The organism is Pandoraea capi, from assembly GCF_902459735.1.
Lineage (GTDB): Bacteria > Pseudomonadota > Gammaproteobacteria > Burkholderiales > Burkholderiaceae > Pandoraea > Pandoraea capi.
The window spans coordinates 132,201-146,709 of record NZ_CABPRV010000010.1 but is presented as its reverse complement, the minus strand read 5'-3'; the positions used below and the strand labels follow the sequence as shown (position 1 = coordinate 146,709).

Genomic DNA, 14,509 nt, shown 5'->3' with positions numbered 1-14,509 from the left:
GCGCACCAACGTCAGCGCTTCACGCGGGCCATCACGCGCAGGTCGCTCTCGATCATACGAACGTCGGTGAATTCGAGGGCGAGCTTGTCGTCGAGCGACGTGAGCGCCGGCAGATTGAACATGCCCTGTGCATCGCCGACGATGCACGGTGCGATGTACGTAAGCAGTTCGTCCACACAGCCTTCGCGCAGCATCGAGCCGTTGAGTTTGTAGCCGGCTTCGACGTGAATCTCGTTGAACTGACGTTCCCCCAGCGTGCGCAACAGCGCGGACAATTCGACCTTGCCGTTCGCGTTCGGCAGATCGAGCACGCTCACGCCAAGATCGCGCAGACGCGACACGCGATCCGGATCGCCGTTCGCGCAGACCACGAGCGCGTTGCCGTCGGCGAGCACCTTGGCCGTCGGGGAGATGTCCAGACGCGAGTCGACGACGATGCGCAGCGGCTGACGCGTGGTTTCCACTTCGCGCACCGTGAGCGACGGGTCGTCTTCGCGTACGGTGCCGATGCCGGTGAGGATGGCGCAGGCGCGTGCGCGCCATGCATGGCCATCGGCGCGCGCGGCCGGACCGGTCAGCCACTGGCTCATGCCGTTGTTCAGCGCGGTCTTGCCATCGAGACTGGCGGCGACCTTCATGCGCACCCACGGCGTGCCGCGCGTCATGCGGGCAATGAAGCCGATGTTCATCTCGCGCGCCTCCTGCTCCAGCAAGCCGCAGCGCACTTCGATGCCCGCTTCGCGCAGCATGCCGAGGCCGCGTCCGGCGACGAGCGGATTCGGATCTTCCATCGCAGCGATCACGCGTTTCACGCCCGCTTCGATGAGGCCCTTGGCGCACGGCGGCGTGCGGCCATAGTGACTGCACGGTTCGAGCGTGACGTAGGCGGTCGCGCCGCGCACCGATTCACCGCGCGAGCGTGCGTCTTTCATCGCCTGCACTTCGGCGTGGTCCTGTCCGGCGGGCTGCGTGAGCCCTTCGCCGATGACGCGGCCGTCCTGCACGATCACACAGCCGACGCGCGGGTTCGGCGTCGTAGTAAACATCGCGCGCTCGGCCAGTGCCAGCGCGCGGCGCATGTATGCAAAATCCTGATCGGAAAACATGAGACGTCGGATCGTCAGAGCATCAGCGGCCGGTCGGTCAAGGCATTGTCCGGTGCTGCGCCGGCTTGCGCCGGCAGGGATTCGCGCGCAATGCCGCGCAGGGTGTTCAGCGCGTCGAGCACGCTCTGGACATAACGTTCGTCACGGAAACCTGCGCTCATCTGCGCGACCACGGCGTCCCATCGGTGACTGCTCACCAGTGCATTGACGCCCTTGTCGGCAACCAGCTCGATGTCGTGATCGGCGATGTTGATGTACAGCAGTATGCCTGTGCGCGCGTCGGTGTGTGCAACCCCCAACTGATGGAACAGCGCAACGGCGCGTTGACGGCAGGTTTGCCCGTGCCAAACGGCCGCGAGCGGCATCGCGGCTTCGATCACCAGACGGATCTCGCAGCGATGCTCGCGCTCGGAGTCGCGGATCGACGCTTCGAGCGTATCGAGGGCGTCGTCGGGAAACAGCCAGCGGGCGTGCGCGCGCCAGGTTCCCGCGTGACGCAGCCAGCGCGAGATATCGTGAGGCTTCTGTGACATCGCGATTTCCTTCTCGTGTGCTGTCGTCATTACCGTCACCAGTTCCCCGAGGAGCCGCCGCCGTCGAAACCGCCGCCGCCTCCGCCGCCAAAGCCACCCCCACCGCCGCCGCCACCGAAGCCGCCGCCGTCGTTGCGTCCCCACCCACCGCCGAGCCCGCCCGCAATACCGCCGCCGAAGCCGCCGGGACCGATGCGTCCGCGTTGGCCGGTCAGCACGCGCGAGCGCGGATCGTTGGGATTGGCGCCGGGCAGTCCCGGGCCCTGAAAGCGTCGGCGGCCCTCCATGATCACCACCATGGCGATGATGAAGACGATGAAGAGCAACGGCAGGAAATCGGAAAGATCGGAATGCGGCGCGCGTGTCGACGGCAGGTTGGGCGCGGGCAGCGCCTCGTTGTTCATCGCCGCCTGCACGGCGGCCACGCCGGCGGCCAGTCCGCCGAAGAAGTCGCCGCTACGGAAGTAGGGCGCCATCACGTCGCGCAGAATGCGGCCCGAGATCGCGTCGGTGAGCGAACCTTGCACGCCGCGTCCGACTTCGATACGCATCTTGCGCAAGTCGTTCGGATTGTCCTTCGCGATGAGCATGATCACGCCGTCATCGACGCCCTTGCGACCGGCCTTCCACGCATCGGCCACCCGAATGCTGTACTGATCGATGGTCTCGGGCGCGGTGCTCGGCAGCATCAGAATGAAGATCTGGCTGCCGCGCTGCTGCTCGTACTGCGCGAGCTGGGTTTCGAGCGCGTTGCGCTGCTCGGGCGTGAGCGTGTTGGTCAGGTCGGTCACGCGGGCCGTGAGGGCGGGCACCGCGACCAGCGCTTCGGCGCTGGCCGGCAGCGCCAGCCAGCACAGGGCGGCCAGCGTCAGCGCCCACAACGTCCACAACAAACGCTTCGGCAGAGTCGTAGCCGCCATCATGGCCGGATCCTCAGAACTTGACGGCCGGCGCCGTGGAAATGGCCTTCTCGTTATCCACGGTGAAGTTCGGCTTGGTGGCGTAACCGAACACCTTGGCGGTCAGGTTGTTCGGGAACTGACGCACGTACACGTTGTAGTCCTGCACCGACTGAATGTAGCGATTTCGCGCCACCGTGATGCGGTTTTCCGTGCCTTCGAGCTGCGATTGCAGGTCGCGGAAAAGACCGTCGGCCTTCAGGTTCGGGTAGTTCTCCGAGACGGCCATCAGACGCGAGAGTGCACCGGACAATTCCCCTTGCGCTTGCTGAAAGCGCTTGAAGGCTTCCGGATCGTTCAGCGTCTCGGGCGTGACCGTGATGCTCGTCGCCTTGGCGCGGGCATTGATCACTTCGGTGAGCGTTGCCTGCTCGTGCGACGCATAGCCCTTCACGGTATTCACCAGATTCGGCACCAGATCGGCGCGGCGCTGGTACTGGTTGACGACCTCGCTCCAGGACGCCTTGACCGCTTCGTCCTTGACCTGAATCTCGTTGTATCCGCAAGCGGAGAGCAACGACGCGAGCAGCCCCAGCGTGAGCCAGCGCAGGAACGATTGACGGAGCTTGATCGGCAGCAGCATTTGCATGATGTTTCCCCTTGTTATGGCCGGACGGACATCCGGCGGACTACGCAATACGTGGAAAGCGCCACAGTGCAAATGGTAGTGAGCGCCTCACGGCACTCACACGAGCGTCCCAAACGCGTCGCGCGCGGCGTCGATGGTCGCATCGATGATCGCGTCGTCGTGCGTGGCGGAGACGAAGCCGGCTTCGAACGCGCTCGGAGCGAGGTAGACGCCGCGATCGAGCATGGCGTGGAAAAACTTGTTGAAGCGCGCCACGTCCGACGTCGTGACTTCGGCGAAGCTCTGCGGCACGCTGGCGCGGAAGTACAGACCGAACATGCCGCCGACGCTGTCGCCCGAGAACGGCACACCGGCCGCTTGTGCGGCATCGACGAGCCCGCTCACCAGTTTCGACGTACGCTTGGCCAGGTCTTCATAGAAGCCCGGCGCCTGAATCAGCTTGAGCGTGGCAAGACCGGCGGCCACGGCGAGCGGGTTGCCCGAGAGCGTGCCCGCCTGATAGACGCCACCGAGCGGCGCCAGATGCGACATGATGTCGCGGCGTCCGCCGAAGGCCGCCGCAGGCATGCCGCCGCCGATGACCTTGCCAAGGCACGTGAGGTCGGCGGTGATGCCGTAAAGCGCCTGCGCGCCGCCCAGACCGACGCGGAAGCCGCACATCACTTCGTCGAAAATCAGCACGGCGCCGTGCGCGGTGCACAGTTCGCGCAGCGTCTGGAGGAAATGACGCGAGCCGCGCACGAGGTTCATGTTGCCCGCGACCGGCTCGACGATCACGGCCGCAATTTCGCTGCCCTGACCGGCGAACAGTTCACGAAGCTGGTCGACGTTGTTGTACTCGAGCACGAGCGTGTCGCGCGTGACTTCCGGCGGCACACCGGCGGACGAGGGGGCGTTGCGCGTCGAATCGGCGAACGTCAGCAGGCCGGAACCGGCTTTGACCAGCAGGCTGTCGGCGTGCCCGTGATAGCAGCCTTCGAATTTGACGATCTTGTTGCGGCCCGTGAAGCCGCGTGCCAGACGCAGCGCGCTCATCGTCGCTTCGGTCCCCGAGGACACCAGACGCACTTGCTCGATGGACGGCACGAGGCGGCAGATTTCTTCGGCCATCACCACTTCGGCCTGCGTCGGCGCGCCGAAGCTGAAGCCTTGCGACATGGCGGTCTGGACGGCGGCAACGACTTCCGGATGCAGGTGACCGACGATCATCGGGCCCCAGGAGCCGATGTAGTCGATGTAGCGCACGCCTTCGGCATCCCACATGTAGGGGCCTTGAGCGCGGGCGATGAAGCGCGGCGTGCCGCCGACCGAGCGGAAGGCGCGTACGGGCGAGTTCACGCCACCGGGGATGGTTTGCTGAGCGCGCTCGAACAGCGCGGCATTCGTAGTGTTTTCGGACATGACTTCTGCTTTGCGGCGCGGGGCCTATTCACTTTAATGCGTCGATTCTAGCGGATGGCGCCCCGGTCCGGGACTTCTCCCCGCGCGGGGCTTCTGTTAGATTGAAGGCACCTTTACTCAACGCCCAAGGAAATTCAAGGCCCGTCGACATGTCCACCGTCAACTCGCAACGTCCTTCGATCACTGTCTCGTCTCTCGACCTCGATCGTCTTTATTCGGTCATCGAGAATGCGCCGCGCACGGCATTGCCGTATGTGGAGGCACTCGAAACAGAGCTCGCCCGTGCGAGCGTCGTCGAACCGGAGCAAATGCCGGTCGACGTCGCCACGATGAATTCGGTGGTGCGCTATCGTGATCTCGCCACGCAGCAGGAGCATCGCGTAACGCTCGTGTATCCGCAACATCTCGCGGCCACGGAAAACGGTATTTCGGTGCTGGCGCCGGTTGGCAGCGCGCTGCTGGGGCTGCGTATCGGCCAGTCGATTCACTGGCAAGTGCCGGGCGGTCACCTGATCGAGCTGGAACTGCTCGGCCTCGATTACCAGCCGGAAGCCGCTGGCGAATACCACCGCTGATTCACATCTGCCCAGCACCATTGGGAGATTCGGATCTCCCGAGTTCTCCCAAGCATCTCTGTCTCGCGTCTTTCCCGCAGTTCATCAGTCCCGCAAGTCCCTCAAGTCTTTTCAGTCTCTCCAGTCCCCGCAGTCCCGCCGTGCTTACGTCCTGAATGTCGTGTTCAGCGACGCAGCCAGCCGCGTGCGATCGGCCATGCCATCAGTCGACGGTAGACGCCTTCGAGAATGGCCGAGACGATGCGGCTCGTCTCGCGCGCACTCGCGGTGCGCATGATAAGCGCCACGACGATCGATACGACCAGCGCACCGAACATATCGACCGGCCAGTGCACGCCGAGATAGACGCGCGCCCAGCACACCGGCAGCGCACAAATCAGAAGGAGCTTGCCAAGCAGACGCGGCGTGCGTGCGACCGTGCCCATCAGCACGAAGGCCGACGTGAACATGATCGCGCCGTGATTGCTCGGGAATGCACTCGTCGGCGCATGCGGCAGCAGGTTCGTGCCGAGGCCGACGACGAACGGACGCGGCTCGAACCACGCAAAACCGATCACAGCGTTCACGAGTAGCACGAGGCCCACGCCCAGCAGCCCATGCACCGCGCCTTCGCGATCCCGTCCGCCGGCCAGCCACAGCGTGGCGAGCCCGATCGGCAGCAGCAGGATCAGATACTTGGCGAGGAAGACGGCGAGCGCCAGTTCGCCTTCGCTGACGTTGGGGGAGGCGTTGATGGCCAGGAAGAGGGCGCGGTTGAGCGAATCCATGAAGTCCGGGGGGATCGAGTGCGTGCCGGGCGCTCGGGCGGCTGTCGGGGGGACGGATGACCGTCGCCGCAGCGGGCCGTCGGCCGCCGGCGGGCGGTTTGTGACGATTGGATGACAGATTCTGGCCGAGCCGCCGCCCGGAGGAAAGGGCTTTTGTCATCATTTTGTAACACGTTGAATTGTCACTTTTCTTTCGACGCACTCGAGGGTAAAATCGCGCCGTCATAGCTCTCAGGAGGTCCTTCCGTGGACAGTAGTTCTAGTGGTAGTTGCCGGTCGACCGAAGTCGACACCACCACCGCGAGTTAGTCCCCGGGATCTTCCCAGCCGCTAACTCGCATTGTCGGGTTGGCGCGCACCTCAGACGTTCCTTTCGATGGTCTGCCCCCTTTAGCCGCAGCGTTTGTGCGACGAGGGGTTTCGTTGGGCCGTATCGATAGCGTCCGTCTTTCGTAGCACGCTCCCTTATTGGTTTTACGTCTGCCGCTCGGGCTGTCCCGTCGTGCGCGTGCGTTCGTGTGTTTCCCTGAACCGGGGACAGACGCGAGCGATACGCCTGTGACGGACCGCTGCCGTGTGGCCGGGAGATTCATCGTGTTCCGTTACTCCATGACCCTTCGCTCGGGCAATCCGCAAGCGCTCATGCTGCCGTCCCAGTGCCTGCATCACTATCACGTCGATCCGCACCCGGACGCCGTCGAGGCCCATGAAACGGCCGGGCACACCGGGGCGCTCACGCGTGCCGGGCAGTGGCTGCGGTCGTTCGTTCGCGGCCGCGGGCAAGCCAGACGCGACTGATTTCGCGCCTCGTCGTTTTTCACGGGGCGCCGCGTTTGTCGGGCGCCCCATCCGTATTTTCAGGATGTATCCGATGCAACAAGCTCTCACGCTCAGCGAGCGACTGATTGCGGTGCTTGGCGCGCGCCTCGGCCTGCGCTTCTTCCGTCGCCGCGACATGCTCGAAACCCTCGACGCGCCCGCGCACGGGCACGAGGCACCGCCAGGTCTGCTCGACGCCGCGCGCGACACCGGGCCGGGCCTGCTCGCGCGCCTGCGCACGACACGCGAGGGGCTGTCCGACGACGAAGCCGCCACGGTGCGCGCGCACGTCGGCCCGAACGAAGTCGCGCATGAAAAGCCGCTGCCCTGGTGGCGTCATCTGTTCAACTGCTATCGCAACCCGTTCAACCTGTTGCTCACTGCACTGGCTGCTGTGTCTTATGCGACCGACGACACCGAGGGAACGATCATCATCGCGTCGATGGTGATCATTTCCACGGTGTTGCGATTTGTGCAGGAAGCGCGCTCGAACAAGGCGGCGGAAAAGCTCAAGGCCATGGTGAGTACCACGGCCACGGTGCTGCGCCGCGAAGCGCCGGGCGACGGCGTGGCCGATACCGACAAGGTGCGACACATAGGTCGTATTGGCCGCATGGGCCGGGAAGTCGCGCTCGCCGAACTGGTGCCGGGCGACATTGTGCTGCTCGCCGCGGGCGACATGATCCCGGCGGACGTGCGCATTCTGGCCGCCAAAGACCTGTTCGTGTCGCAATCGGCGCTCACCGGCGAAGCCCTGCCCGTGGAGAAGTTCGCGCACGCCGCACAGACCGGCGGCAGCAACCCGCTCGCATACGACAACCTCGCCTTCAGGGGGACGAACGTCGTGAGCGGCTCGGCCACCGCCGTCGTGGTGGCGACCGGCGCCCGCACGTTCTTCGGCTCGCTCGCGCAACGCGTGACGGCGCAGCAGCCGACCGTCACCTCGTTCCAGCAAGGCGTGAACCGCGTGTCGTGGGTGCTCATCCGCTTCATGCTGGTCATGACCCCGATCGTGCTGCTCATCAACGGCTTCACGAAGCACGACTGGCTCGAAGCCTCGCTTTTCGCGCTGTCCGTGGCCGTGGGCCTCACGCCCGAAATGCTGCCGATGATCGTGACGGCCACGCTCGCCAAGGGCGCGGTGGTGCTCTCGCGCAAGAAGGTGATCGTCAAGCGGCTCGACGCGATCCAGAACTTCGGCGCGATGGACGTGCTCTGCACCGACAAGACCGGCACCCTCACGCAGGACAAGATCTGTCTGGAGCGTCACACCGACGTGTGGGGCAACGTCTCGGAGGACGTGCTCGAATACGCCTACCTCAACAGCTTCTATCAGACCGGCCTGAAGAACCTGCTCGACGTGGCGGTGCTCGATCATGCCGAGTTGCATCAACGGCTGGACGTGGTCAACCGCTACCGCAAGATCGACGAAATCCCGTTCGACTTCCAGCGTCGCCGCATGTCGGTGGTCGTGAGTGAAATCAGCGAGAGCGGCGATCACCACGAACTGATCTGCAAGGGCGCGGTGGAAGAGGTGATGTCGGTGTGCAGCCGCGTGCAGCATGGCGCGAACATCGAACCGCTCACGCCCGACGTGCTGGCGCGTCTGCGTCGCGTGACGGCGGACCTGAACGCCGAGGGGCTGCGTGTGGTGGCCGTGGCGTCGCGTCATCTGCCGCCGGTGCGCGATAGCTACGGCATCGCGGATGAGAGCGACCTCGTGCTCGTGGGCTACATCGCGTTCCTCGATCCGCCCAAGGAGTCGACGGCGCCGGCCCTCAAGGCGTTGGCCGCCTCGGGTGTCGACGTCAAGGTGCTCACCGGCGACAACGATCTCGTGACCGCAAAGGTCTGCCGCGAAGTCGGACTGACGGTAACCGGCTGCGTGCTGGGCGACGATATCGAATCGATGAGCGACGCCGAACTCGCGCAGACGGTCGAGCGCGCGAACGTCTTCGCGAAGCTCACGCCGGCACACAAGGAGCGACTGGTGCGCATGTTGCGCACGAACGGTCACGTGGTCGGCTTCATGGGCGACGGCATCAACGACGCGCCCGCGTTGCGCGCGGCCGACATCGGTATCTCGGTCGATACGGCGGTGGATATCGCCAAGGAAGCCGCCGATCTGATCCTGCTCGAAAAGAGCCTGATGGTGCTGGAGCAGGGCGTGATCGAAGGGCGTCGCACGTTCGCGAACATGCTCAAGTACATCAAGATGACGGCCAGCTCGAACTTCGGCAACGTGTTCTCGGTGCTGATCGCGAGCGCTTTCCTGCCATTCCTGCCGATGTTGCCGTTGCAGTTGCTCACGCAGAACCTGCTCTACGACCTGTCGCAGACGACCATTCCGTTCGACAACGTCGACAGCGAACAACTCACGCAGCCGCAGCGCTGGAATCCGGCGGATCTGTCGCGCTTCATGGTGTTCTTCGGCCCGATCAGTTCGATCTTCGACGTGCTGACGTTCGTCGCGATGTGGCACCTGTTCGGCGCGAACAGCGCGGCGCATCAGACGCTGTTCCAGTCCGGCTGGTTCGTCGAAGGACTGCTCTCGCAGACGCTCATCGTGCACCTGATCCGCACGCGCCGTCTGCCGTTCATCCAGAGCCGTGCGGCGTGGCCGTTGCTGCTGATGACGGGCGCGGTGATGCTGATCGGCATCATGCTGCCGATGTCGCCGTTCGCCGAGACGTTCCGGATGCAGGCGCTGCCGCTCGCCTACTTCCCGATGCTCGCCGCGATCCTGCTGGCGTACGCGGTGCTCACGCAGTTGATGAAGGGCATGTTCGCGCGCCGCTTCGGATGGCAATGAGGTACTGGCGATAGGTGTCGGGGAACTGCGAATCCGGCGGCAGCGCGCCTCACGGGATCGTTCCCCCCGTCGCAGCAAAGCCAGCGGCGAGTCGTTCGCCGCTGGCTTTTTTCATTGGACGTTGGCTCGGTGCCGTGCCGCATGTCGCTCAGTCGTCGACCCAGGTGCCGGACGGACGGTCGAAGTGTTGCGGGCGCGGGGCAAAGACGTCGCGCGCGTCGTCGAGTTCCAGCGTGACGTCGAGCGCGCCATCGTTGTCCTGCTTGGCGCTATGAAGTGGGTCGTTGCAGCATAGCCAGAGCGATACATCCTTCGGCATGCCCTCTACGCGAAACGACTTGTGATTGCCGACGAGAAACGGTTCGCCGCTCTCGCCGAAGCGTCCGACCAACTGCCCCATCAGGGCATCGCCGCCATGGTACGGATATGCCTTGTCGCCCGAGACCTTGTGAAGATACGTCGCGCCGGAGTTTGGGGTCCGGCCGTTGGCATCACGGCGTCCGAACTTGCGGTCGTCGGTGCGCGTGCACCATTCGCCTTCGGCCCGCAGGATCACTTTCGGGGCGTCTTGTGCGCCGACCTTGTATCCCGTGTCCTGCCAGCCGTCCTTGGCATACACCTTCAGGCGCTTGTTGATGCGGTTTGTCGTCATGACACGCTCCATAGTTGACGGGGGGCCAAAGATGGATCGCCGCGCGGCATCCAGCCGATGCCGGATGCCGGATGTCGTTACGCGGCATGCGTTGCGCCGGGGAACGTCAGGGGAAGTCGGGCATTCCGGCGGCGCTACGTAGATTACGGTCAGTTCGAGTGTAGCCGCACCGTCGTGCGAGTCGAAGGATACGGACGGAGGTCGGCCTCCAAACGGTCGGGATGATCGTGAGGGTCCGAGCGCCGCCGGGGCGAGACGGCGATGCCGAGTTCGGCATACAACTCGTCGAGCGCTTCGCGCGTGCCCACGAGCAGCGCCGTCGTTTGTCCGGTGATGTCGGTGATCACACTCACCAGTGTGTGTCCCTGACACGTCTCGCGTGCGGCCACGAACGGCGTCGAGGTCAGCGCCGCGAGGGTGGCGAAGCGCTCGGCCTGCACCAGACCGTTGATCTGGAAGACCGGTTGCGCGGCCCCCGTAGCGCGATGCGCGAAGCGCACGTTCACGCCGTCGCTGCGCACGCCGAGCGCGGCAAACAGCTTGTCGCGCCCCTGCGGCCCGAGCGCACAGGGATCGCCATGCACCCATCGCGAGATCGTATTGCCCGTAATGCCGGTGGCATACGCCAGCCGTGCCAGCGTGGTGCCCGAGAGTTTGATCAGCAGACGGGCGACGGTGCGGTGACGCTGTTCGATGTCATCCATGACGAGTGTCCTGTCGTGAGGGCGGAGGAAGTCGTGTGGCGAGGGCGCAGGCGCATGAGGTCGATGTGGCGAATCAGAAGGCCATCGTCACTTCGAGTTGCGCGTCGATATCCTTGCGCAGCGCTGGGGAGCAGGGCATGAGCGGACGGCGCACCGTCTGCGTACACAGGCCGAGCGAGGTGAGCGCCGCTTTGATCGCGACCGGATTCGGCTCGGAGAACAGACGCCGGATCAATGGCTTCATGCCGTTGAACAGCTTGGTCGCGTGATCCATGTCCCCCTCGCGCACATAGCGGATCAGCTTCAGATAAAGATCGGGACGGATATGCGCCGCAGCGGAGATGCATCCGACCGCACCCGCTTGCAGCGCGGGCAGGATCTGCATGTCGTCGCCGCACAGCACGCGCATGGTCACTTGCGACGGCAGGTGCGTGAGCGGATGTGCGTCGCATTCCTTGATCGCGGCGAACGCTTCATGCGAGGCCAGTTCGCGAATCGTCTCCACGCCGAGCGTCACGCCCGTGCGTAGCGGCACGTTGTAGAGCACCAGCGGTTTGCGCGTGCCGGCGGCGAGCGTGCGGTAATGCCAGAGAATGCCTTCCTGCGACGGGCGCAGGTAATACGGCGGCGGCACCAGATAACCGGCGAGCGGCAGATCGTCGAGATTGCGGATCTGACGCGCGGCGTTCGACGTATCGGAGGCACCCACCCCCGCGAGCACCGGCGCATGGCCGTGAGCGAGGTGGCAGGCCGTCTCGGCGAGCCAGCGACGTTCGTCGTCATTGAGCAGGGTGCCTTCCCCGGTGGTGCCGGCCACGACCAGACCGTTCACGCCGGCAGCGAGGTAATAGTCGACCAGACGCGCGAAGGCGTTGTGATCGATCTGGGCGCCATTGGCGCCGGTCATTGGCGTGACGAGGGGAACCCACACGCCTTGGAAGATGGCTGTGTTCATAACCGGAAGATGCGGTATTTGACGAATGGCGCCGGCGCACTGCCCGACGCCGCTCGTTCTGTCGATTCGGACGATTCGATGATCGGGTCTATGGCATCAGGCCGACGGACGCAGGCGCAGCGCCCCGAATTCCGCTTCGGGCAGCGACTGCATGACGACGTCCATCGCACGGGAGGCTTCGACGCGCGGCAGGGCAATCGACACGACGGCAGCCGTGTCGCGGCGGATCGGACGAATCGTCTCGACGCGCCAGGGCAGCGGCAGGCTCATCGCCAGCGTGACGGCGAGCGAGGAGACGGCGGCACGGCTGAGCGTGATGTCGAGTGTGGCGTCGAGGCGCGCACGCGGGTTGTATCGATTGCGTTGCCGCGCAGCAGAGAAGGCGTCGGTGGACGGTGCGGCGGCGGTGCTGGCTGGCGTAGCAGCGGCGATGGGGCTGGCCGTGGTGACCGAGGCACGTGCAGCAGCGGGCGACGTCTGCGTTGCGCCGTAAGCACGGAGCGCGTTGGCGGAAGGGAGGGAAGCGGTATTCGCACCGGGGGGTTCAAGGCTGGCGCGTTGAGCGATAGCAGGCATGGCAACGTGTCGTTTAACGACTGAAGTGACAACGAGGCCAGTCTAGGGACGCCGGGGTAAAAAAGGCGTCAAGATTTCGACGCCTGTCTTTACGGTCTCGTCTCTATTCCCTTTATTACTTTATCTCCCTCAACTCCCTCAACGCCGTCGCGCGATCACGCCTGCTTCGGATAGTCGGCGTCGTTGAACAGCACGCACGCGCCGTGCGGCGCCGCGCCGACGTTGTTGCGGAACAGACCGAACAGGTTACGCCACGGATCGAACGGCCGCTGCGGCACGGCCTGCGGCGTGCGGGCGGCGAGCGTGGCGTCGTCGACTTCGCAGCGAAGCGTGTTCGTCGCGCAGTCGATGGAGATGATGTCGCCATCCTGCACGCGGGCGAGCATGCCGCCCTGTTCGGCCTCGGGCGAGAGGTGAATCGCAGCAGGTACTTTGCCGGACGCCCCCGACATCCGCCCGTCCGTGACGAGTGCCACATGATGCCCTTCGTCCTGCAACAGGCCGAGCATCGGCATGAGCTTGTGCAACTCGGGCATGCCGTTCGCGCGCGGCCCCTGAAAGCGAACCACGACGATCACGTCGCGCGTCAGTTCGCCTGCCTTGAACGCAGCCTGCGCCGACTCCTGATCGGAGAACACGCGTGCCGGGGCGCGCACCGTCTGATGCTCGGGTTTGACCGCGGAGGACTTGATGACCGCGCGGCCGAGATTGCCCGCGAGCATGCGCAGCCCGCCTTCCGGTGCGAACGGTCGCGACGCGGGGCGCACGATGTTTTCGTCGAGGCTTTCCGTCGGTGCTTCCTGCCAGGACAGCACGTCGTCGCGCAGGAAAGCTTCCTGCGTGTAGGCGCGCAACCCGTGCCCCATGACGGTCGTCACATCGTTGTGCAGGAAACCGGCATCGAGCAGCTCGCGAATCAGGAAGCTCAGGCCGCCCGCTGCGTGGAACTGGTTCACATCCGCCTTGCCGCTCGGGTAGACGTGGGCGAGCAACGGCGTGACGTCCGACAGTTCGGCGAAGTCCTGCCAGTCGAGCAGAATGCCGCCCGCATGCGCCATCGCCACGAGGTGCAGCGTGTGGTTCGTCGACCCGCCGGTGGCGAGCAACCCGACCACGCCGTTGATGAACGCGCGCTCATCCAGAATCTGCGATGTGTTGATGCCCGACTTCGCCAGAGCGATCGCGCGGGCAGTCGCGGCTTGCGTCAGCGCATGCCGTAGCGGCGTGTGCGGATTGACGAACGACGAGCCGGGCAGATGCAGGCCCATGAACTCCATGAGCATCTGATTACTGTTGGCCGTGCCGTAGAACGTGCAGGTGCCTTCAGTGTGATACGCGGCGAGCTCCGAGTCGAGCAGCGCGGCGCGCGTTACGCGTCCTGCCGCGTATTCCTGCCGGATGCGCGACTTCTCGTCGTTGGGCAATCCCGACGGCATCGGCCCGGCGGGGCTGAACACGGCGGGCAGGTGGCCGAACGCCTGCGCGGCGATCACCAGACCGGGCACGATCTTGTCACACACGCCGAGGAACATGGCGGCATCGAACATCTGGTGCGAGAGTGCGACGACCGATGCCATGGCGATCACGTCGCGTGAGAACAGCGACAGCTCCATGCCCGCATAGCCTTGCGTCACGCCGTCGCACATGGCCGGTACGCCGCCGGCCACCTGCGCACTTGCGCCATGCGCGCGTGCGGCGGATTTGATGACATCGGGGAATTCGACGAAGGGCGCGTGCGCCGAGAGCATGTCGTTGTACGCGGTGACGATGCCGATGTTGGGCGTGCGTTCGGAGCGGATCTTGAGGCGGTCGTCGGCGGGCGCGGCGGCCAGCGCGTGGGCCAGATTGGCGCAACCGATCTTTTCTCGGCCGGGCTGACCCTCGGTGGCGCGCGCCACGCCGTCGAGATACGCCTGACGCGACGCCCGGCTACGCTCGATCAGGCGCTCGGTCACGCGTTTTACCACCGGATGCAGGGACACATTGTGCGAAGACTGGGTCATGGTGATTCCGGGACGGGGGACGGGGAATGGGACTATTCGATGTAGTCAAACCACGAGA

The 14,509-nt window shown here is 65.0% G+C and carries 14 protein-coding genes; 3 read left to right on the top strand and 11 right to left on the bottom strand.

What is annotated here, in order from left to right; genetic code table 11:
- Positions 1-11: 11 nt before the first annotated feature.
- The 5 genes from ribD to hemL form a co-directional block, all read right to left on the bottom strand.
- The gene (ribD, locus tag PCA20602_RS19500; protein WP_150722616.1) at positions 12-1,106 is read right to left on the bottom strand and encodes a bifunctional diaminohydroxyphosphoribosylaminopyrimidine deaminase/5-amino-6-(5-phosphoribosylamino)uracil reductase RibD; all 1,095 of its coding nucleotides are present in this window, start codon (positions 1,104-1,106) and stop codon (positions 12-14) included.
- Positions 1,107-1,120: 14 nt separating this feature from the next.
- Complete coding sequence (locus PCA20602_RS19495) at positions 1,121-1,639, bottom strand: TPM domain-containing protein (protein WP_174981341.1); 519 nt, start codon at positions 1,637-1,639, stop codon at positions 1,121-1,123.
- Between the two features lie 35 nt (positions 1,640-1,674).
- Positions 1,675-2,562 carry a TPM domain-containing protein gene (locus tag PCA20602_RS19490; protein WP_425495688.1) on the bottom strand — a complete coding sequence of 296 codons (888 nt, stop codon included), beginning with the start codon at positions 2,560-2,562 and terminating at the stop codon, positions 1,675-1,677.
- 10 nt (positions 2,563-2,572) lie between these two features.
- Positions 2,573-3,187, bottom strand: a complete 615-nt coding sequence (locus tag PCA20602_RS19485; protein ID WP_150722613.1) for a LemA family protein — start codon at positions 3,185-3,187, stop codon at positions 2,573-2,575.
- 96 nt (positions 3,188-3,283) lie between these two features.
- The gene (hemL, locus tag PCA20602_RS19480) at positions 3,284-4,588 is read right to left on the bottom strand and encodes a glutamate-1-semialdehyde 2,1-aminomutase (protein WP_150722612.1); all 1,305 of its coding nucleotides are present in this window, start codon (positions 4,586-4,588) and stop codon (positions 3,284-3,286) included.
- A gap of 149 nt (positions 4,589-4,737) precedes the next feature.
- Between hemL and rnk the strand changes: the two genes are divergently transcribed.
- The gene (gene rnk, locus PCA20602_RS19475) at positions 4,738-5,163 is read left to right on the top strand and encodes a nucleoside diphosphate kinase regulator (RefSeq protein ID WP_150722611.1); all 426 of its coding nucleotides are present in this window, start codon (positions 4,738-4,740) and stop codon (positions 5,161-5,163) included.
- 164 nt (positions 5,164-5,327) lie between these two features.
- Here rnk and PCA20602_RS19470 read toward each other — a convergent pair whose 3' ends face one another.
- Positions 5,328-5,930, bottom strand: a complete 603-nt coding sequence (locus tag PCA20602_RS19470; protein WP_069340635.1) for a phosphatase PAP2 family protein — start codon at positions 5,928-5,930, stop codon at positions 5,328-5,330.
- 594 nt (positions 5,931-6,524) lie between these two features.
- Here PCA20602_RS19470 and PCA20602_RS19465 point away from each other — a divergent pair.
- Both PCA20602_RS19465 and mgtA read left to right on the top strand, forming a co-directional pair.
- Positions 6,525-6,728 (top strand): hypothetical protein, encoded by a 204-nt coding sequence (locus PCA20602_RS19465; protein ID WP_150722610.1) that lies wholly within the window; start codon positions 6,525-6,527, stop codon positions 6,726-6,728.
- A gap of 73 nt (positions 6,729-6,801) precedes the next feature.
- Entirely contained in the window at positions 6,802-9,561 is a 2,760-nt protein-coding gene (gene mgtA / locus PCA20602_RS19460) for a magnesium-translocating P-type ATPase (protein WP_150722609.1), read from the top strand.
- 148 nt (positions 9,562-9,709) lie between these two features.
- Here the strand turns inward: mgtA and PCA20602_RS19455 are convergent, their stop codons facing one another.
- From PCA20602_RS19455 to edd, 5 genes are all read right to left on the bottom strand, one after another.
- Positions 9,710-10,213 (bottom strand): hypothetical protein, encoded by a 504-nt coding sequence (locus PCA20602_RS19455; protein WP_150722608.1) that lies wholly within the window; start codon positions 10,211-10,213, stop codon positions 9,710-9,712.
- 149 nt (positions 10,214-10,362) lie between these two features.
- Positions 10,363-10,917, bottom strand: coding sequence for a hypothetical protein (locus PCA20602_RS19450; protein ID WP_150722607.1), 555 nt, complete (start codon positions 10,915-10,917; stop codon positions 10,363-10,365).
- Between the two features lie 73 nt (positions 10,918-10,990).
- On the bottom strand, positions 10,991-11,872 hold the full coding sequence (dapA, locus tag PCA20602_RS19445) for a 4-hydroxy-tetrahydrodipicolinate synthase (protein WP_150722606.1): 882 nt from the start codon (positions 11,870-11,872) through the stop codon (positions 10,991-10,993).
- Positions 11,873-11,968: 96 nt separating this feature from the next.
- Positions 11,969-12,448, bottom strand: a complete 480-nt coding sequence (locus PCA20602_RS19440) for a hypothetical protein (protein ID WP_150722605.1) — start codon at positions 12,446-12,448, stop codon at positions 11,969-11,971.
- A gap of 155 nt (positions 12,449-12,603) precedes the next feature.
- Positions 12,604-14,451 carry a phosphogluconate dehydratase gene (edd, locus tag PCA20602_RS19435; RefSeq protein WP_174981338.1) on the bottom strand — a complete coding sequence of 616 codons (1,848 nt, stop codon included), beginning with the start codon at positions 14,449-14,451 and terminating at the stop codon, positions 12,604-12,606.
- Positions 14,452-14,509 lie beyond the last annotated feature (58 nt).